The 20,802-nt window shown below is 60.9% G+C and carries 13 protein-coding genes; 7 read left to right on the forward strand and 6 right to left on the reverse strand.

The window, feature by feature from the left end:
• Window position 1 precedes the first annotated feature (1 nt).
• Complete coding sequence (locus tag AB9L16_RS02375; protein WP_375123048.1) at window positions 2-2,707, reverse strand: hypothetical protein; 2,706 nt, start codon at window positions 2,705-2,707, stop codon at window positions 2-4.
• A 229-nt stretch (window positions 2,708-2,936) separates the two neighbouring features.
• Between AB9L16_RS02375 and AB9L16_RS02380 the strand changes: the two genes are divergently transcribed.
• The 4 genes from AB9L16_RS02380 (at window position 2,937) to AB9L16_RS02395 (ending at window position 12,437) form a co-directional block, all read left to right on the forward strand.
• Window positions 2,937-5,240, forward strand: coding sequence for a YgiQ family radical SAM protein (locus AB9L16_RS02380; protein WP_016771932.1), 2,304 nt, complete (start codon window positions 2,937-2,939; stop codon window positions 5,238-5,240).
• Window positions 5,241-5,696: 456 nt separating this feature from the next.
• Window positions 5,697-8,972: a DUF2126 domain-containing protein gene (locus AB9L16_RS02385; protein ID WP_375123049.1), complete on the forward strand. Its 3,276-nt coding sequence runs from the start codon at window positions 5,697-5,699 to the stop codon at window positions 8,970-8,972.
• An 88-nt stretch (window positions 8,973-9,060) separates the two neighbouring features.
• Complete coding sequence (locus AB9L16_RS02390) at window positions 9,061-11,547, forward strand: circularly permuted type 2 ATP-grasp protein (protein WP_375123050.1); 2,487 nt, start codon at window positions 9,061-9,063, stop codon at window positions 11,545-11,547.
• The gene (locus tag AB9L16_RS02395) at window positions 11,547-12,437 is read left to right on the forward strand and encodes a transglutaminase N-terminal domain-containing protein (RefSeq protein ID WP_375123051.1); all 891 of its coding nucleotides are present in this window, start codon (window positions 11,547-11,549) and stop codon (window positions 12,435-12,437) included. The genes AB9L16_RS02390 and AB9L16_RS02395 overlap by 1 nt, the downstream gene beginning before the upstream one ends.
• A gap of 209 nt (window positions 12,438-12,646) precedes the next feature.
• Here AB9L16_RS02395 and AB9L16_RS02400 read toward each other — a convergent pair whose 3' ends face one another.
• Window positions 12,647-12,835 (reverse strand): hypothetical protein, encoded by a 189-nt coding sequence (locus AB9L16_RS02400; protein ID WP_016771927.1) that lies wholly within the window; start codon window positions 12,833-12,835, stop codon window positions 12,647-12,649.
• A gap of 68 nt (window positions 12,836-12,903) precedes the next feature.
• A complete protein-coding gene (locus AB9L16_RS02405; protein ID WP_024011379.1) occupies window positions 12,904-13,491 on the reverse strand; it encodes a TIGR00730 family Rossman fold protein in 588 nt (195 codons plus the stop codon).
• A 342-nt stretch (window positions 13,492-13,833) separates the two neighbouring features.
• On the opposite strand from AB9L16_RS02405, the gene azu reads away from it, so the two are divergent.
• Window positions 13,834-14,277 carry an azurin gene (gene azu / locus AB9L16_RS02410; protein ID WP_305382097.1) on the forward strand — a complete coding sequence of 148 codons (444 nt, stop codon included), beginning with the start codon at window positions 13,834-13,836 and terminating at the stop codon, window positions 14,275-14,277.
• A 124-nt stretch (window positions 14,278-14,401) separates the two neighbouring features.
• Here the strand turns inward: azu and nadE are convergent, their stop codons facing one another.
• The 3 genes from nadE to AB9L16_RS02425 form a co-directional block, all read right to left on the reverse strand.
• Window positions 14,402-15,229 (reverse strand): ammonia-dependent NAD(+) synthetase, encoded by an 828-nt coding sequence (gene nadE / locus AB9L16_RS02415; protein WP_375123052.1) that lies wholly within the window; start codon window positions 15,227-15,229, stop codon window positions 14,402-14,404.
• A 4-nt stretch (window positions 15,230-15,233) separates the two neighbouring features.
• Window positions 15,234-16,457 (reverse strand): nicotinate phosphoribosyltransferase, encoded by a 1,224-nt coding sequence (gene pncB, locus AB9L16_RS02420; RefSeq protein WP_024011382.1) that lies wholly within the window; start codon window positions 16,455-16,457, stop codon window positions 15,234-15,236.
• 214 nt (window positions 16,458-16,671) lie between these two features.
• Window positions 16,672-17,571: a LysR family transcriptional regulator gene (locus AB9L16_RS02425; protein WP_071174249.1), complete on the reverse strand. Its 900-nt coding sequence runs from the start codon at window positions 17,569-17,571 to the stop codon at window positions 16,672-16,674.
• A gap of 164 nt (window positions 17,572-17,735) precedes the next feature.
• Here AB9L16_RS02425 and AB9L16_RS02430 point away from each other — a divergent pair, with 164 nt between their 5' ends.
• Together AB9L16_RS02430 and AB9L16_RS02435 are read left to right on the forward strand one after the other, a co-directional pair.
• Entirely contained in the window at window positions 17,736-19,226 is a 1,491-nt protein-coding gene (locus AB9L16_RS02430; RefSeq protein ID WP_024011383.1) for an aldehyde dehydrogenase family protein, read from the forward strand.
• 197 nt (window positions 19,227-19,423) lie between these two features.
• Window positions 19,424-20,707 carry an FAD-binding oxidoreductase gene (locus AB9L16_RS02435; protein ID WP_310219186.1) on the forward strand — a complete coding sequence of 428 codons (1,284 nt, stop codon included), beginning with the start codon at window positions 19,424-19,426 and terminating at the stop codon, window positions 20,705-20,707.
• Window positions 20,708-20,802: the final 95 nt, after the last annotated feature.

Raw genomic sequence — 20,802 nt, forward strand, 5'->3', positions numbered from 1 at the left:
CTTACATTCCTTGTAGTCGTTGCACGGTAGCTTCTTCAGCGGAAGCTGCCGGCCTGTTCGGCGTCATTGCCTTAGGCTGTGTCATCGGGTGAGCGGAGGCGGCGGCCAGGTCGAAGATTTTTTGCGCTGTGCGTCCATCGAGATATTCGCGCCAGACAGGTTGATGCGGCCGCTGCGCCAGTTCTTCCCTGCGCTGCGATTGAATACCCCTGCTGCTTTGTTCAAGGGTTTTCAAATGCGCGCCGCGCACGTTGAAATTCAAGTCCGGGGAATCCTGTCTCGCATAATGGAAATGTGCGTGCCAGAGGGGATCGTGGGTATGTGCATCGGTGACTAGATAAATGTCGAGATATTGCCGGTCCGAACCCTTGCCACGTTTCAATCGGCTCTCGATTTTCCGGGCGTTCACGTGGCCCTTGTCGATCAGGTACAGCAGTCGGTCGACGTTCAGAACATGCTTGTCCTTATAGATTCGCAGGCGGATGTTTTCGCCCTCATTGCGCAGACGTTCACTGGCGTCCTGCAGGCGCCGAATCAGCGCGGCGCTCTCATCATGGGCCAGTTCCGCCCGCTGCAACTGCAATACGGTGTCATCCATTGCCCCGGCGCTGCTTTCGAGCATCTCGACAATGTTGTCCGGATGGTTTCTTTGCCGTTCTTCGTGCAGGGCAGCGCGAACATGCGCGTCGACACGGTCAAGGTGCCGAGTGGCTTCGGCAACCAATGACGGCAAGCTCCTCTGCGGCGTTGTCCGCGGCGAACGCCATTCACCGCGTCCTCGGTCATAGGTCTGTGACGGCTGCCTGGGATTGTGGAGGTCGCGGACCTCAATCACCTCTTCGTTTTGCGCGGTGCGTCGAGACTCGCCGACATTGAGCTTGTAGACGCCGTTTTTCTTTGCCCGAAAGATGAGCTTGGGCGGCGGTTGGAGACCGCTTCTGTCCTGGGCCGGAATGAACTCGAAATCAATGTTCTGCTGGTCGAACGTCAGCACCGGACGGTCAGCCTGATGGAGAAACTGGTTCAAGCGGCCTACCAGCGTCTGCTCGAATATTTCGATTTCCGCAGTGATCTCCCTGCGTGAAGTGGCGTGCTGCTCCCCCGGTGCCAGATCAAGGCGTTCGAACCAGTGGCGGATGGCTGTGCATTCCTGGAACAGGTTATTCAATACGGCAGGGTGGGAAACTTCGGGAACTGCGCCAAGCGCTCCATAAACAAAGGTCACCTGACCAAAGCGGGTGGCCAGTTCCGATGCAAGAGGGGCGTTGCCGGCCGATTGTGGGGTATCCAGCATCAGACTTTTGGTCAGGACCCAGGAGGCAACAACGTTATGGGTGTCCATTGGTGAAAGAACATCCGCGCTGAACTCGTCTGGAGAGACCCGCCATTTGTTCACCAGATTGTCGGCGATTTGCTGGCGCTCTTTCAGATGACTCAGCATCCTGCCCAGAACGTTGACTGTTCGCGGAAGCCGCTCCGGGTCGAGGTCGATCATCGGACCCTCCAGGGCGTGGCGCGTCAAGCCGCATTCGATCAGTTGCTGATAGGCGAGCATCTGTTTTTTTTGCAGCCTGATTATGTTGTTCAGGTAAGCGTCCTGCTTCATGAAGCGCTTGATCGAGGATTTTTGCTCCTCGTAGTATTTCAGCGCCTTTCCAAGGTGTTTCAGTTCTTTGTGGCAGTGAACCTCGCGATCAAGCAGCGCCATTGTTTCGCGTCGAACGGTTTGCGCATGCTCTCCCTGCGCGTTACTCGCCTCCAGCCAGGCGTTTATCAGCTGTTCACGTTTATCCTGATCCTGCTTGATCCGCTTGTTGATACCCTCGAGTGCGACTGTCACCTCCAGATGCAGCCATAAGTCTGAGGGTCGCGCCGCTGCCCCTCTCGGCATTCCGGCTACACCTGTCAAGGAGGTTCCGCGCCAGCCGGATTGAGCATTGAAAGTAATCGCTTCCGACCTGCCGGGACGTGATGCGACGTAAACGTTTGTCGCATCGGCGGCGATCGGATCTTCAGGGCGAACGATGCGCATCACCGCTCTGTGCGGTGTCGAGGCGTCGAGATCATGCAGAACCTGATAGGCGTAGCTCTCGATCTGCACATAGAGTTTGCCGTTGAAGCGCAACAGGCCATCGCCGTCCGGCTCGACCGTGCTGAAATCCAGATCGGTGCGAAACGCCTCCAGCCGGGTCGTGGACAAGGGGTAGGTGGAGGGCGCCGAGGTGTCGATGGGCTGCCAGAGACGGCTGTCGGTATCGAAGCGCAATAGCGGTCCCGACGCGTGCAATTCGCTGGGCAATTTTGCCCGGTAGAAACCGCTGGCCGAGTCCAGACTCACCTGTACGGTGCCACCCTCCGGTACCTGGACATACTGGCGTCCATTGAGCGTCGACATGCCTTCGGCATCGGCCGCCGGCAGCACAACCAGCGAAGTGATCCAGTAATCCTTCAAAGGGCGGTCGTGCACAAAGGCAACAGATTGCGCTACCGCCGCCGTTCTGACCGCCGCCCGCGCAGGCATGGGGATAATGTGGTTGAGCACGTGATCGATCGCTGTTGCGATCGTTGTCGTCGGGCGCGTGGGAATCCTGAGCCCCGACGTGCCATCGAAGGACAGGGGGAAACCAGGCCGGGTTAGCGAATAATCGGGTCGCGGATTATGGATCGAGACGGTAGTGATGCCTCTGATTGGCGGTTTGGGTGACATTGCCTGTCTTCCTTTACGTTGAATGCCCCGTTACTCCCGGGGGAGTGCTGCGGGCGGGCGGCTTCCTTGCCGTTTTGGTGCGTCGTACGCTCAGCGAAAACTCGTGATGTGTCGCGGGCTGGCTGCGCGAGACCAGCTCGCAGAGAAACCGACCACCGTCGTCGGAATTGGTCAAAATTTGTGCTATATTCCGCGCCCGCGAATTTTCACTTCAGCACCGGTCGTCGACATGCAAGCAGCCAAGCCGTTATTTGACTATCCAAAATATTGGGCCGAATGTTTCGGGCCAGCGCCATTCCTGCCGATGAGCAGGGAGGAGATGGATCAGCTCGGCTGGGATTCGTGCGACATCATCATTGTTACCGGTGATGCCTACGTCGATCATCCGTCGTTCGGCATGGCGATCATCGGCCGGCTGCTGGAGTCGCAAGGTTTCCGCGTCGGGATCATCGCGCAGCCGAACTGGCAGTCCAAAGACGACTTCATGAAGCTCGGCGAGCCGAACCTGTTCTTCGGCGTCGCGGCGGGCAACATGGACTCGATGATCAATCGTTACACCGCGGACAAGAAAATCCGTTCCGATGACGCGTACACGCCCGGCGGCATGGCCGGCAAGCGTCCGGATCGCGCCAGCCTGGTCTACAGCCAGCGCTGCAAGGAAGCCTACAAGCATGTGCCGATCGTGCTCGGCGGCATTGAAGCCTCGCTGCGCCGCATCGCCCACTACGACTATTGGCAGGATCGCGTGCGCAACTCGATCCTGATCGACGCCAGCGCCGACATTCTGCTGTACGGCAACGCCGAGCGGGCCATTGTCGAAGTTGCCCAGCGTCTGTCGTGGGGCCACAAGATCGAAGACATCACCGATGTGCGCGGCACCGCGTTCATCCGTCGCGACACGCCGCAGGGCTGGTACGAAGTCGACTCCACGCGCATCGACCGTCCGGGCAAGGTCGACAAGATCATCAACCCGTACGTGAATACCCAGGACACCCAGGCCTGCGCCATCGAGCAGGAAAAAGGCCCGGTCGAAGATCCGCAGGAAGCCAAGGTCGTGCAGATCCTGGCCAGCCCGCGCATGACCCGTGACAAGACCGTGATTCGTCTGCCGTCGATGGAGAAGGTGCGCAACGACCCGGTTCTTTACGCCCACGCCAACCGCGTGTTGCACCTGGAAACCAACCCGGGCAACGCCCGTGCGCTGGTGCAGAAGCATGGCGAGCTCGATGTCTGGTTCAACCCGCCGCCGATTCCGATGACCACCGAAGAAATGGACTACGTGTTCGGCATGCCTTACGCCCGTGTGCCGCACCCGGCGTACGGCAAGGAGAAGATCCCGGCCTACGACATGATCCGTTTCTCGGTGAACATCATGCGTGGCTGCTTTGGTGGCTGCACCTTCTGCTCGATCACCGAGCACGAAGGCCGCATCATCCAGAACCGTTCCGAAGAGTCGATCATTCGCGAAATCGAAGAGATCCGCGACAAGGTGCCGGGTTTCACCGGCGTGATTTCCGACCTCGGCGGCCCGACTGCGAACATGTACCGCATCGCCTGCAAGAGCCCGGAAATCGAATCCGCCTGCCGCAAGCCTTCGTGCGTGTTCCCCGGTATCTGCCCGAACCTGAACACCGACCACTCGTCGCTGATCCAGCTGTATCGCAGCGCCCGCGCCCTGCCGGGTGTGAAGAAGATCCTGATCGCCTCCGGTTTGCGTTACGACCTCGCCGTCGAGTCGCCGGAATACGTCAAGGAGCTGGTGACTCACCATGTCGGCGGTTATCTGAAGATCGCCCCGGAGCACACCGAGGAAGGTCCGCTCAACCAGATGATGAAGCCGGGCATCGGCAGCTATGACAAGTTCAAGCGCATGTTCGAGAAGTACACCAAGGAAGCGGGCAAGGAGCAGTACCTGATTCCGTACTTCATCGCTGCCCACCCGGGCACCACCGACGAAGACATGATGAACCTTGCTTTGTGGCTCAAGGGCAATGGCTTCCGCGCCGATCAGGTGCAGGCGTTCTACCCGTCGCCGATGGCCACCGCCACGGCGATGTACCACTCGGGCAAGAACCCGCTGCGCAAGGTGACGTACAAGAGCGACGGCGTGACCATCGTCAAGAGCGAAGATCAGCGTCGTCTGCACAAGGCGTTCTTGCGTTATCACGACCCGAAAGGCTGGCCGATGCTGCGTGAAGCGCTGATCCGCATGGGCCGCGCCGATCTGATCGGCCCGGGCAAGGATCAACTGATTCCGGCGCATCAGCCGGCCACCGACAGCTACCAGAGCGCCCGCCGCAAGAACTCGACTCCGGCCGGCAGCCACAAGGTCGCCAAAGAGAAGACCACCAAGATTCTCACTCAGCACACCGGTCTGCCGCCGCGTGCCAGTGATGGCGGTAATCCGTGGGACAAGCGTGAACAGGCCAAGGCTGCGGCATTCGCCCGCAACCAGCAGGCGGCCAAGGAGCGCAAGGATGCGGCCAAAGGCAAAGGGCCGAAGCCGACACGCAAGCCGGTCGTGCCGCGCTAAACACTGCTTGAGCTGAACAGAACGCCAACCTTCGGGTTGGCGTTTTGCTGATCGTTCCCACGCTCCGCGTGGGAATGCCTCTCGGGACGCTCCGCGTTCCAGCCGTTACTCGCAGTATTGTCGAACATGGTTGTGACGCGGAGCGTCACGGGCTGCATTCCCACGCAGAGCGTGGGAATGATCAAGTTGTTGCCGCTGGCCTCTTCGCGAGCAGGCTCGCTCCCACGGGGGAACGCATTCCAAATGTGGGAGCGAGCCTGCTCGCGAAAGCGTCCGATCAAACACCGCAAGAATCAGCGTCCGCAACATTTGCGTGCAACTGAGTCCAAGCATTTCCTCGCATCGCCCGGTTTTGGTGCTGTACTGCCTTGAGCATTTCGCGAAAGCGCGCAAGCCTGTGCATGGCATAAGTCTTGCGCGCTTTCCCATACGCCCAAGGCTCGCAGGAGGCACGCCGTGTCGATTCATGTCGCATTGCATCACGTCACGCATTATCGCTACGACCGCGCTGTCGAACTCGGCCCGCAGATCGTCCGCCTGCGCCCGGCGCCCCACAGCCGCACGCGAATTCTTTCCTATGCGCTGAAAGTCTCGCCCGAGCAGCATTTCATCAACTGGCAGCAGGACCCCCAGGGCAATTACTTGGCACGTCTGGTGTTCCCCGAAAAAACCGCAGAGCTGCGCATCGAAGTCGATCTGGTCGCGGAAATGGCGGTGTTCAATCCGTTCGACTTCTTCCTCGAACCGTACGCCGAGAGAATTCCGTTCAGCTACGCCGCCGATGAACGCAAGGAGCTGGCGCCGTACCTCGAAACCCTGCCGCTGACGCCAACGTTCAAGGCTTACCTGGACAGCATCGACCGCACGCCGCTGCCTGCGGTGGATTTTCTGGTGGCGCTCAACCAGCGCCTCAGCGAAGACATCGGCTACCTGATCCGCATGGAGCCCGGCGTGCAGACTCCTGAGCACACACTGCAACACGCCTCCGGTTCCTGCCGTGATTCGGCATGGTTGCTGGTGCAGCTGTTGCGCAATCTCGGTCTGGCGGCACGGTTTGTTTCCGGTTACCTGATTCAACTGACCGCCGACGTGAAAAGCCTCGACGGCCCGTCCGGCACTGAAGTCGACTTCACCGACCTGCATGCCTGGTGCGAGGTGTATTTGCCGGGTGCCGGCTGGATTGGCCTTGATGCGACGTCCGGGTTGTTCGCCGGGGAAGGGCATATTCCGTTGGCCTGCAGTCCCGATCCGTCCTCGGCGGCGCCGATCAGTGGTCTGGTCGAACCTTGCGAGACACAGTTCAGCCATGAAATGTCGGTCGAGCGAATCTGGGAAGCGCCGCGCGTCACCAAGCCTTACACCGATGAACAGTGGCGGGCGATCCAGGCACTGGGCCGGCAGATCGATGCCGATCTGCTCGAAGGCGATGTGCGCCTGACCATGGGCGGCGAACCGACCTTCGTCTCCATCGACGACCCGGACGGCGCCGAATGGAACACCGCCGCACTGGGGCCGGACAAGCGCCGGCTGTCCGCCGAACTGTTTCAACGCCTACGCAAGCAATACGCGCCGCAGGGGCTGGTGCATTTCGGTCAGGGCAAGTGGTATCCCGGCGAGCAATTGCCGCGCTGGTCGCTCAATTGTTACTGGCGCCGCGACGGTCAGCCGATCTGGCACAACGACGCATTGATCGCCGACGAACAGCAGGACTATGGCGCCGACGGCGAACTGGCCGGACGCTTTCTCGCCAGCGTCGCCGAGCGCCTGAAGTTGCCTGCGCGCTTCGTCTTCCCGGCTTACGAGGATCATCTCTATTACCTCTGGCGCGAGGGCGCGTTACCCGGCAACGTCAGCGCCGAAGATTCGCGTCTGGAAGAGCCATTGGAGCGCGCGCGGTTGCGCAAGGTCTTCAGTCAGGGCCTGAACAAGGTGATCGGCCAGGTGCTGCCACTGGCGCGCACGGCCAAGGGCGATCAATGGCAGAGCGGGCGCTGGTATCTGCGCGATGAGCACTGTCGCTTGGTGCCGGGGGATTCGCCGCTGGGTTACCGCTTGCCGCTGGCCTCGCAGCCGTGGGTGAAAGCGGCGGAATATCCGTTCATCCATCCCAACGATCCGAATCAGGACTTCGCTGAACTGCCGGATCCGGCGCAGCTCGGTGTGCACGGCGAACCTGCTGCGCTGGATGAGCGGGTGCCGAAAATCGATGAGTCCGCCGACTGGCTGACCCGTACCGCATTCTGCGCCGAGGCCCGCGAAGGCCGGCTGTATCTGTTCATGCCGCCGCTGGAGCGGGTCGAGGATTATCTGGAACTGGTCTCGGCCATTGAGGCCACTGCCGAAGAATTGCATTGCCCGGTGCTGCTGGAAGGCTATGAACCACCAAGTGATCCGCGCCTGAGCAACTTCCGTGTCACTCCGGACCCGGGCGTGATCGAGGTCAACGTGCAGCCATCGGCAAGCTGGGACGAGTTGGTCGAGCGCACCGAGTTTCTCTATGAACAGGCACGGCAAACCCGCCTGACCACCGAAAAGTTCATGATCGACGGGCGCCACACCGGTACCGGCGGCGGCAATCATTTCGTCCTCGGCGGCGCGACACCAGCGGACTCACCGTTTCTGCGGCGGCCGGATCTGCTGCGCAGCCTGATCAGTTACTGGCACAACCATCCTTCGCTGTCGTACCTGTTTTCCGGGCTGTTCATTGGTCCGACGTCCCAGGCTCCACGGGTTGATGAGGCGCGCAATGACGCCTTGTACGAACTGGAAATCGCCTTTGCGCAAATGCCGGAACCGGGCGAGGAATGTGCACCGTGGCTGGTCGATCGACTGCTGCGCAATTTGCTGATCGACGTCACCGGCAATACCCATCGCGCCGAATTCTGCATCGACAAACTGTATTCACCGGACGGCGCCACCGGGCGTCTTGGCTTGCTGGAACTGCGCGCTTTTGAAATGCCGCCCCATGCGCGCATGAGTCTGGCTCAGCAGTTGTTGCTGCGGGCGCTGGTCGCGCGGTTCTGGCGCGAGCCTTACGCGCCGGCGAAACTGGCGCGCTGGGGCACCGAGCTGCACGACCGCTTTCTGCTGCCGCACTTTATCGAAGAGGATTTCGCCGACGTTATCGTCGAACTCAACAACGCTGGCTACCCGTTGCGCGCCGAGTGGTTCGCGGCGCATCTGGAATTTCGTTTTCCCAAGGTCGGCGACTACGCCGTCAATGGCATCGAGCTGGAGCTGCGTCAGGCGCTTGAACCCTGGCATGTGCTGGGCGAGGAGGGCTCGGCGGGCGGCACGGTGCGCTACGTCGATTCATCGCTGGAGCGCTTGCAGGTCAAGCTCAACGGCCTGCCGCCACAGCGCTATCTGCTGACCTGTAATGGCGTCGCGGTGCCGTTGCACCCGACCGGACGAGTAGGCGAGTTTGTCGCCGGGGTGCGCTTTCGGGCCTGGCAACCAGCCAACTGTCTGCATCCGACCATAGCGGTGCACGCACCATTGGTATTCGACCTGCTCGATACCTGGATGGGGCGTTCGCTGGGCGGTTGCCAGTATCACGTGGCCCATCCCGGCGGGCGCAATTACGAAACCTTGCCGGTCAATGCTAATGAAGCGGAGAGCCGGCGCATGGCGCGGTTTTTCCGCCTCGGACACACGCCGGGGAAACTTCCCGTACCCAAAGTAGAAATCAATGACGAGCTACCGATGACCATCGATCTGCGCCGTTTCTAGAGCCTACGCAACACGCGGATTTTTCGTATATCCGCGTGTCATGTGCCTGCGTTAGTCTGACCGTTCCCTGCTGTCTGCCGAGCTTTCCATGCCTGACCTGCTAGACCGCTACCCGCTGACCGCGGGCACCTATCACGAACTGCTCGACGGCAGCGGCGCGGTGCGCTCGCATTGGCAGCGCCTGTTCGATCAGTTGCAGCGCAGCAGTCCGGCGCAACTGGTGCAGCGCCAAGCCTTGCTGGCGCGGCAGATTCAGGAAAACGGCGTCACCTACAACGTCTATGCCGATCCCAAGGGCGCTGACCGGCCGTGGGAGCTGGATCTGCTGCCCCATGTGATCGCGGCAGATGAATGGCAGCAATTGTCCGCCGGCATCGCTCAGCGTGCGCGCTTGCTCAATGCAGTGCTGGCGGATCTGTACGGTCCGCAGCGGTTGATCAGCGAAGGCCTGCTGCCCGCCGAGCTGGTATTCGGACACAACAATTTTCTCTGGCCCTGTCAGGGCATTGCCCCGCCCGAATCAGCCTTTTTGCATTTGTATGCCGTGGATCTGGCGCGCACACCGGATGGTCGCTGGTGGGTCACTGCCGATCGCACCCAGGCGCCTTCCGGGGCCGGCTATGCGCTGGAAAACCGCACCATCGTCTCCCGCGCCTTTCCCGATTTGTACCGGGATCTTAAGGTCCAGCATCTGGCCGGTTTCTTCCGCACCTTGCAGGAAACTTTGGCCCGTCAGGCACCGGAGGGCGATGACGCACCGCTGGTGGTGCTGCTGACACCGGGGCGGTTCAATGAAAGTTATTTCGAACATCTGTATCTGGCGCGCCAGCTCGGCTATCCGCTGGTCGAGGGCGGCGATCTGACGGTGCGCAATGCCACCGTTTACTTGAAAACCCTCAGTGGCCTGCGCCGGGTGCACGCGATCATGCGCCGCCTCGACGATGATTTCTGCGACCCGCTGGAACTGCGTACCGACTCGGCGCTTGGCGTCCCCGGTCTGCTTGAGGCGGTGCGGCAGGGGCGGGTGCTGGTGGCCAATGCGCTCGGCAGCGGCATGCTGGAATCGCCGGGCCTGCTGGGGTTTCTGCCGAAGATCAATCAGTTCCTGTTCGGCGAAGAACTGATCCTGCCGTCGATCGCCACCTGGTGGTGCGGTGAGGCGCCGGTGCTGGCGCAGGCGCTGGAAAAACTCCCGGAGCTGTTGATCAAACCGGCGTTCCCGTCGCAGAGCTTCGCGCCTGTTTTCGGCCGTGATTTGAGTGAAAGCCAGCGCCTGGAACTGGCGCAGCGTATGCAGGCGCGGCCTTATGCCTACGTCGCGCAAGAACTCGCGCAACTGTCGCAGGCGCCGGTGTGGCAAGCCGAAGACGGTCATCTGCAACCCCGCGCGATCGGCATGCGCATGTATGCGGTGGCCAGCCACGATGGCTACCGCGTATTGCCGGGTGGTCTGACCCGAGTGGCGGCCGACGCCGATGCCGAGGTGGTGTCGATGCAGCGCGGCGGGGCGAGCAAGGACACTTGGGTGCTCAGCGACCGTGCACCGAGCGGCGAGCAGTGGAAGGCGCAGCGCAATGTCGGCGTGCACGATCTGGTGCGGCGCGATCCGTACCTGCCGTCGCGGGTGGTGGAGAATCTGTTCTGGTTCGGCCGCTACTGCGAGCGCTGTGACGACAGCGCGCGGCTGCTGCGCATCATGCTCACGCGTTACGTCGATGGCGATGATCCGCAGGCGCTGCAAGCAGCGGTCGATCTCGGCGAGCGGCTGGCGCTGTTGCCGGATGAGGGCGAACTGCCGGAGCGCCTGCTCGCTGCGTTGCTGGGCGAGGATTGGTCGTTCAGCCTGCGCTCCAACTTGCAACGCCTGCAATGGGCCGCCTCGCAAGTGCGCGGCAAGCTGTCCCGGGAAAACTGGCAGGCGCTGGTCGAATTGCAGCGCGAGGCGCTGGAGCTGGAAGTCGATGAACCGGACTTCGGCGAACTGCTGGATTTTCTCAACCGTCTGGTGATGTCGCTGGCAGCGCTGTCGGGGTTTGCGCTGGATGACATGACCCGCGATGAAGGCTGGCGCTTTCTGATGATTGGCCGGCGCATCGAACGCCTGCAATTTCTCAGCAGCAGCCTCGCCGCATTTCTGCGCGGTGCGGGTGCTTTCGATCAGGCCGGGCTTGAGTGGTTGCTGGAGTTGGGTAACAGCAGCATCACCTATCGCTCGCGCTATCTGGCGGTGGCGCAACTGATTCCGGTGCTCGATCTGCTGTTGCTGGATGAGCAGAACCCCCACGCGGTGCTGTTTCAGCTGAAACTGGTGACCCGCACGCTGAAACGCTTGAACGACGACTTCGGCGCACCTCGCGAAACTGCGTTGCCACAGTTGGTCGAACGTCTGTCGCGGTTTGATCTCGGTTGTCTGGAGAACCCGCTGTTCGGCAAATCCAGCGTACGTGCCGCGCTGGATGGTCTGGCCGATCTGTTGCAGGAAATCGCCGAAGCCAGCGGCCAGGTATCGGATCGTCTGGCCCTGCGCCATTTCGCCCATGTCGATGATGTCAGCCAGCGAACGGTGTCCGTGTGATGAGCGCTCAGTACCAGATCTTTCACGACACCTGTTATCACTACGACAGCCCGGTCTCCCTCGCGCAGCAACTGGCGCACCTGTGGCCGCGCGAATGCAGCTGGCAACGCTGCACCGAGCAGCAGTTGCTGATCAGCCCCGAACCGACCATGCGCCGGGATGAGCTGGATGTTTTCGGCAATCCGCTGACGCGGTTGGCCTTTGAGCGGCCCCATGACCAATTGCAGGTCAACGCCCGGCTGACGGTCGAAGTGCTGGCGCGACCGGCGCTGGATTTCAATCAGTCGCCGGCGTGGGAGCAGACCCGCGATGCGCTGACCTACAGCAGTCAGCCGTTGTCCGCCGAGTTGCTCGAAGCCTGTCGCTACCGGTTCCAGTCACCTTATGTGCATTTGAAGCGCAGCTTCGTCGAGTTCTCGCAAAGCTGTTTTCCGCCAGGGCGACCGTTGCTGCTCGGCGTGCAGGCGCTGATGCAGAAGATCTTCAGCGAATTCACCTTCGATGCCGAAGCCACCCAGGTGGCGACGCCGCTGGTGGAAGTGCTGGAGCGTCGACGCGGCGTGTGTCAGGACTTCGCTCATCTGATGCTGGCCTGTGTGCGCTCGCGCGGTCTGGCGGCGCGTTATGTCAGCGGCTACCTGCTGACCCAGCCGCCGCCGGGACAGCCACGCCTGATCGGCGCCGACGCCTCGCATGCGTGGGTATCGGTGTTCTGTCCGGTATCGGGCTGGGTGGATTTCGATCCGACCAACAATGTGCGGCCGGCGCTGGAACACATCACGTTGGCGTGGGGGAGGGATTTTTCCGATGTGTCGCCGTTGCGGGGGGTGATTCTCGGTGGCGGTAATCACGACCCGGAAGTGCGAGTTACGGTGATGCCTCAGAATTGATGAGTCTTCAAATGTGGGAGCGAGCCTGCTCGCGAAAGCGTCAGGTCAGCCAATAGATTTGTAACAGATATATCGCATTCGCGAGCAGGCTCGCTCCCACAGGGGATTTTGGTGTTTCAGGGAAAGCAGGGCTGTGAGGGCCGGCAGCAGAACTGCCAGCCCCGTCACAAATCCGCAGGGTCTGATTCGATCATCAAACCCGGTGGGGCTCAGGCGTCGGGCGTCTGATCTTTCGGTGCATCGGATGCATCAACATCATCATCGGTCGCCACTTCACCGTCAGGGTTCAGTGCCGCTTCTTCAGCGGTTTGCTTCTTGCGCTGAAGCTTTTCCTCTTTCTTCTGTTCCTTTGCCAGGTCTCGTTGACGTTTGGCGAAGGAGTAATTGGGTTTGGCCATGGGCGATCCTCTGGGGTCGAAGGTGAGGTTGAGCGGCGCGTATTCTGCCCTGTATCGGTGTCCGGGGGTTAACCGGGTTTTTGGTCGACCCACTTGGGCGTGACGGTCGGCTGCCACTGATCGAGGGCGTCGAGCAGGGAATCTGGCGATTCGCTCACTTGCAGCATGTCACGGTGTGGCGCGCGAACGAAGCCTTCGCCGACGATATGATCGAGAAAAGCTGTGAGTTTGCTGTAAAAACCGTTCACTTCCAGCAGGCCCAAAGGCTTGCCGTGATAGCCGAGCTGACCCCAGGTCCAGACTTCGAACAGCTCTTCCAGCGTGCCAAGGCCGCCGGGCAGGGCGATGAATGCATCGCTGAGTTCGGCCATCCGCGCCTTGCGCGCATGCATGCCGTCGACCACTTCCAGGCGCGTCAGGCTTTTGTGGCCGATCTCCTTGTCCATCAGGCTTTGCGGAATGATACCGATTACTTCGCCGCCAGCGGCCAGCGCGGCATCAGCCACAATGCCCATCAAGCCGACCGCGCCGCCGCCGTAGACCAGCGTCAGATTTCGCTCGGCCAATGCCCGGCCAAGGGCCACGGCAGCTTCAGTGTAGGCCGGCACGGTACCGGCATTGGCACCGCAAAACACACAGACGGATTTCAGCGACATGCGTTACTCCTGAGTCGATCAGGCGCACAGGGTAACGGCTGGCACGCTGCGCTCCAAGGACTAGACTTCGCGTTCGGGTGATTCAAAAGTACCGCTGGCGCCACAGGCGTAGGCGGCGAGCAAGCTGCACAACAGACCGTTAAAGAACATGACTGGCACTCCGTTTCAGTAGGTGGGCCGATCATAGGGCTGGCCGTACGAAATGGCCGTTAGATTGTGTCGATGGGTGTCATAGCCTGAAAGTTGTATACAATTTTTTACTCAAGTCATATGAACTTGCGATGATTTCAGGCAGTCTTTCCACCACTAGTGTTTTTGTTAACCCTGCCTTGGAGATTCACCATGTTTTCCAAAGTTGTTGCGGTATCCCTGCTGGCGCTGGCCAGCAGCCAATTGATGGCTGCCGAGTGCAAAACCACCGTTGATTCCACCGATCAGATGACCTTCAACACCAAGGAAATCGTGATCGACAAGAGCTGCAAGACCTTCACCGTCGAACTGACCCACTCCGGCAGCCTGCCGAAGAACGTCATGGGCCATAACCTGGTGATCAGCAAAGAAGCTGACATGCAGCCAATCGCTACCGACGGCCTGGCAGCCGGTATCGACAAGAACTACCTGAAAGATGGCGACGCCCGCATCATCGCCCACACCAAGATCATCGGCGCCAAGGAAACCGATTCGGTGACCTTTGATGTGGCCAAGGTGGCTGACGGTAGCTACGGCTTCTTCTGCTCGTTCCCTGGGCACATCTCGATGATGAAAGGCACTATCGTCGTCAAGTAATCAGGGCCAATGTGGGAGCGAGCCTGCTCGCGAAGAGGCCATCTGCTTCACCGAAAGACTGATGGCCAAAGAAAAAGCCCGCTTAGGATCACTCCTCAGCGGGCTTTTTCATGCCTTTGAAAAATCAAGGCGCAAACGGCATGACCCGCTTGTGATGAGTCTTGTTGTACGTATCGACAATGATCTTCGCCGCCTCGTCCCGCACCGTTTCACCGTGCAGGAATGCATCGATCTCGGCATAGGTCACGCCGTGCGCCGCTTCGTCCGGCTTGCCCGGCGACAAGTCTTCCAGGTCAGCCGTCGGCACTTTCTCGACCAACGATTCCGGCGCGCCAAAGCTGCGGGCAATCGCACGCACCTGATTTTTCACCAGGCCGCTGAGCGGGGCGAGGTCGCAGGCGCCGTCGCCGAATTTGGTGAAGAAGCCCATCACCGCTTCTGCCGCATGGTCGGTGCCAATCACCAGACCGCCCGCCACTCCGGCAATCGTGTACTGCGCCACCATGCGCATCCGCGCCTTGGTATTGCCCAGCACGAAATCCACCGACGCCGCCGGTTTGCCTTCGAACGCCGACACCTGAGCCGCCAGTGCCTTGACCGCCGGGCCGATGTTCACGGTGTGAGTTTCGTCAGGGGCGATGCAATCGAGCGAGGCCTTGGCGTCGTGCTCGTCGAACTGGGTTTCATACGGCAGGCGCACGGCGATGAATTTGTAGCGGTCGTCGCCGGTTTTTTCGCGCAGTTCACGTACCGCGCGCTGGGCCAGGAGGCCGGCGGTCAGTGAGTCGACGCCGCCGCTGATGCCCAGCACCAGGGTCTTGAGCCCGGAATTGACCAGACATTCCTGGATGAACGTCAGGCGCCGGGTGACTTCGGCCTGCAGGGCCTGATCGTCGGCGAACGGTGGTTGCACCTTGAGCTGCTCAGCAATCTCACGCTGTACGGCTTGCATGAATTCACTCCTTGCTAGATAGACTGGATTCGGCAGGAACCTGAAACACATGTCGCAAATAGGCGACGAAATTCGGATCTTTGCAGTGGGTCTTGCCAGGCTCGTCGGAGATCTTCGCCACCGGCTGGCCGTTGCAGGCGGTCATTTTAAGCACGATGCTCATCGGTTCGACACCCGGGATATCACAAGTGAGGTTGGTACCGATGCCGAAGCTCACATTGATGCGACCGTGCAGCGCGCGGAAAATCTCCAGCGATTTGGGCAGGGTCAGACTGTCGGAAAACACCAGGGTCTTGCTCATCGGGTCGATGCCGAGCTTGTGGTAGTGCGCGATGCACTTTTCACCCCACGCTACCGGGTCCCCGGAATCGTGGCGCAGACCGTCGAAGAGCTTGGCAAAGAACAGATCGAAATCGCCAAGAAACGCATCGGTGGTAATGCAGTCGGTGAGGGCGATACCGAGCAGGCCACGGTATTCGCGAACCCAGCAATCGAGCGCGGCGATCTGGCTGTCGATCAGGCGCGGGCCGAGTTGCTGATGGGCCATGATCCACTCGTGGGCCATGGTGCCCAGCGGTTTCATGTCCAGCTCGCGGGACAGATGCACGTTGCTGGTACCGACGAAACGCCCGGGAAAATCATGCTTGAGCACGTTGACCACTTCGGCCTGCACGCCAAAGGAAAAGCGCCGGCGCGTGCCGAAATCGGCGACCTGCAATTGCGACAGCTCATCGGCCGAAGCATTGGCGGTCAGCCAGTCGAACTTGCGATACAGCTGTTCGCGTGCCTGCTCCAGCGAAGTCTCCCGGTAGCGATAGCGATTGCGCACTTCGCTGACGATCGCCAGCAGCGGCACTTCGTAGAGGATCACATGCAGCCACGGCCCGCGCAGGCGGATGAACAACTCTCCGTTCTCGATGCCGGTGTGCAGGTAGCGCAGGTTGAAGCGGAACAGGCCGAGGAAGCGCAGAAAATCTGGTTTCAGAAAACTGATGCGCTCAAGGAAACTCAACTGATCGGCACTCAGGCTCAGCTCGGCCAGACGCTCGATCTGGTGGCGGATCTCGGCCAGATACGGACGCAGATCCTCGGCGTTGCGGCAGCGGAACTCCCATTCGACTTCGACGTTGGGGTAGTTGTGCAGCACCGCCTGCATCATCGTCAGCTTGTAGAAGTCGGTGTCGAGCAGGTTCTGCACGATGCGATCGGCAAACACACTCTCGCTCATAAACGGGTCTCCAGTTGCGCCGCGCCTGGCGCGGTCTATATCGATGGCGCTAGTGGCGCATATCGGCGGTGGGGATTGCCAGCATTTTTTCAGAGCGCCGCAGATCCACTGTGGGAGCGAGCCTGCTCGCGAATGCGGTGTGTCAGTTAAAGATGATGTGGCTGACCCGACGCTTTCGCGAGCAGGCTCGCTCCCACAGGGATCCCGGTTGACCTCACACCGGGCTATCGATTTGTTCAAGCATCCATTTCACAAAATCCCGCACCTTCGGCACTTCCGCCGCGTGCTCCGGGTAGGCCAGGTAATAGGCATCGCTGCTGGGCATCGCATGCTGCCAGGGTATGACCAGTTTGCCTTCGGCCAATTCCTCTTCCACCAGAAACCGTGGCAGCAGCGCCACGCCACAGCCGACCTGGGCGGCGCGGATGCACATGTAAAAGGTTTCGAAACGCGGCCCGTGATAGCTGTGTTCGGTGTGGTAGCCCTGACTGTCGAACCAGTCGTGCCAGGCCTGCGGTCGCGAGGCATTTTGCAGCAGTACCAGGTCGGTGAGTTGCGTCGGGTCAGTGAATGGCGTGTCCGGCAGGCTGCCCGGGGCGCAGACCGGCACCAGTTGTTCGCCGAACAATTTCAGGCATTCGGTGCCCGGACGCGAAGCCTGGCCGAAATAGAAGGCCAGATCGCTGCGCCCCTGCAACAGATCGTCGGCTTCCTGCTCGTTACACAGATCCAGATGAATCGACGGATGGCGCAGGCGCCAGCCTTTCAGGCGCGGCACCAGCCAACGGGCGCCGAAGGTTGACGGGGTGGAGACGCGCAAGACTTCGGTTTCGCCGCCGTAGGAACGCAGGTAATGCGTCGACATCTCCACTTGGCTGAGGATTTTTCTGACCTCGACCAGATACAAATCCCCGGCCGGCGTCATCTGCAAGCGCCGACGCACGCGGCGGAACAGCAAGTGCTGCAACAGTTCTTCAAGCTGTGCGACCTGTTTGCTCACCGCACTCTGGGTCAGGTTCAGCTCTTCGGCGGCGCGGGTAAAACTCAGGTGCCGGGTCACGGCCTCGAAGCATTGCAGCGCGGTGATCGAGGGCAAGTGGCGTTTGTTCAGCATGGCCAGTCCTTTTTCTTGTCTTTCTCAAGGCAGCATGAATAAACGGAATGATATCTGGCGTAAAGGTCGTTTGTTGCATCGCCGCAGTGAGGCTACAACTAAAGGCCTGCCCGGCCATGCAAAGGATGGCCGCACACATTCTGTTTTTGCTTGAGGAGAGACCGATGGTAGCCGCATTGCTTGATCGTCTGGGAGTCAACCCGGCCCTGTACCAGAACGGCAAGGTGCCGGTGCATTCGCCCATCGATGGCAGTGAAATTGCCTCGGTGAACTGGGAGGGCGCTGCCGAAGTCGAGCAACACATCAGTCGCGCAGATCATGCATTCGAGCACTGGCGCAAGGTGCCGGCGCCGCGTCGCGGTGAGCTGGTGCGTCAGTTCGGTGAAGTGTTGCGCGAGTACAAGGCCGATCTCGGCGAGCTGGTGTCGTGGGAGGCGGGCAAGATCACTCAGGAAGGCCTGGGTGAAGTACAGGAGATGATCGACATCTGCGATTTCGCCGTTGGCCTGTCGCGCCAGTTGTACGGTCTGACCATCGCCTCCGAGCGCCCGGGCCACCATATGCGTGAAACCTGGCATCCGCTCGGCGTGGTCGGCGTCATCAGCGCGTTCAACTTCCCGGTCGCAGTGTGGGCGTGGAACACCACCCTGGCGCTGGTCTGCGGCAACCCGGTGGTGTGGAAGCCATCAGAGAAAACCCCGCTGACCGCGCTGGCCTGTCAGGCGCTGTTTGATCGCGTAGTGAAAAATTTCAGTGATGCCCCACCGAGCCTGTGCCAGGTGGTGATCGGCGGTCGCGATGCCGGCGAAGCGCTGGTCGATGATCCGCGTGTTGCGCTGATCAGCGCCACCGGCAGCACGCGCATGGGCCGCGAAGTGGCGCCGAAAGTCGCCGCGCGTTTCGCCCGCAGCATTCTCGAACTGGGCGGCAACAACGCGATGATCCTCGGCCCGAGCGCCGATCTGGACATGGCAGTGCGCGCGATTCTGTTCAGCGCCGTCGGCACCGCCGGGCAACGCTGCACCACCTTGCGCCGTCTGATCGCTCATGAATCGGTGAAGGAAGAAATCGTCACCCGCCTCAAGGCTGCCTATTCGAAAGTACGCATCGGCCATCCGCTGCAAGGCAATCTGGTCGGCCCGCTGATCGACAGGCACAGCTTCGAAAACATGCAGGATGCGCTGGAACAGGCGCTGAGCGAAGGCGGCCGGGTGTTCGGTGGCAAGCGCCAACTGGAAGAGCAATTCCCCAATGCTTATTACGTGTCGCCGGCCATCGTGGAAATGCCCGAGCAGAGCGATGTGGTCTGCAGCGAAACCTTTGCGCCGATTCTCTACGTGGTCGGCTACAGCGATTTCGAGGAAGCGCTGCGCCTGAACAATGCCGTGCCGCAAGGCCTGTCATCGTGCATTTTCACCACCGATGTGCGTGAGGCCGAGCGGTTCATGTCGGCGGTCGGCAGCGACTGCGGCATCGCCAACGTCAACATCGGCCCGAGCGGCGCGGAAATCGGCGGCGCCTTTGGTGGCGAGAAAGAAACCGGCGGCGGCCGTGAGTCCGGCTCCGATGCCTGGCGCGCGTACATGCGGCGGCAGACCAATACCGTCAACTACTCGCTGGAATTGCCGTTGGCGCAGGGCATTACATTCGACTGACAGGTGGAGATCCTCTGTAGGAGTGAGCACTGTGGCGAGGGGATTTATCCCCGTTCGGCTGCGAAGCAGTCGTCGCTTTTGAAATTTTGGGGCCGCTCCGCGACCCAGCGGGGCGGTGCGACGTTTCGCTAAATCCCCTCGCCACAGGGGGCTCACTCAGGTTTGTGTGTTTGTTGGGTTTCTGTTGGAGTCTGGCAATGCCGTTACGCGAAGAATGTCTGTGGGAAACGCTCACGCCACAACGCCCGGATAACACCGCGCTCAAGGGCGAGGTCAAGGTCGATGTCTGTGTGATCGGCGCCGGGTTCACCGGGTTGTCAGCGGCGCTGCATCTGTTGGAAAAAGGCAAAAGCGTCTGCGTGCTGGAAGCGCATCGCGCAGGGCACGGTGGCTCCGGGCGCAATGTCGGGCTGGTCAACGCCGGCATGTGGATTCCTCCGGACGAGATCGAAGCGGGGTTCGGCGAGGCGGTCGGCAGTCAGCTCAACCGCATGCTCGGTGCGGCGCCGGCGCTGGTGTTCAGCCTTGTGGATAAATACGCTATCGATTGCCAATTGCGCCGCGAAGGCACTTTGCACATGGCGCATAACGCCAAGGGCGAGGCGGATCTGCGCAGTCGCGAGCAGCAGTGGAAACGTCGTGGCGCGCCGGTCGAACTGCTGACCGGCAAGGCTTGCGAGCAAGCCACTGGCACGCAAAAGATCGCCGCGGCTTTGCTCGATCGCCGCGCCGGCACGCTCAATCCGATGGCCTATGTCACCGGGCTGGCCAATGCCGTGCGCGGGCTCGGCGGGCAGATGTTCGATCATTCGCCAGTGGCTCGCCTCGAGCGCATCGGGCAGAACTGGTCGGTGCAAACCGCCCAAGGTTCGGTACTCGCTGAACAAGTGGTCATCGCCTCCAATGCCTATACCGAAGGCGACTGGACCGAGCTCAAGCGCAATTTCTTTCCCGGCTATTACTACCAGGTCGCCTCGGTGCCACTTACCGAAGACGCTGCGCAAGAAATTCTCCCGGGCGGGCAGGGCTCGTGGGACACCCGTCAGGTATTGAGCAGCATCCGTCGCGACAAGGACGGGCGCCTGTTGCTCGGCAGCCTCGGCAATGGCAACCAGAAACCGACCTGGTTTCTCAAGGCCTGGGCTGATCGGGTGCAGCAGCATTACTTCCCCAATCTGAAGCCGGTCGAGTGGCAGTGCACCTGGACCGGGCGCATTGCGTTTACCCCCGATCACCTGATGCGCCTGTTCGAGCCGGCGCCGGGACTGGTGGCCGTCACCGGTTATAACGGTCGCGGCGTCACCACCGGCACGGTCGTCGGCAAAGCCTTCGCCGATTACCTGTGCAACGGCGATCCGCAGGCACTGCCGATTCCCTTCGCACCCATGCAGCCCCTGGCCGGTGTGGGCTTGCGCAGTTGCCTGTACGAGGCCGGGTTTTCCCTGTATCACGCGGGCCAGTGCCTGCGCATCGTTATTTGAGTGTTGAAATTTGTTGCCGCAAGCGGCGCTTTTGCATCCAGCGACTAGCCTGTAATGGTGCGGGTTGTAGCAGTCCCGCACCAGCAGTGTGCAGT

The organism is Pseudomonas sp. LW8 (genome assembly GCF_041956865.1).
Taxonomy (GTDB): domain Bacteria; phylum Pseudomonadota; class Gammaproteobacteria; order Pseudomonadales; family Pseudomonadaceae; genus Aquipseudomonas; species Aquipseudomonas siliginis.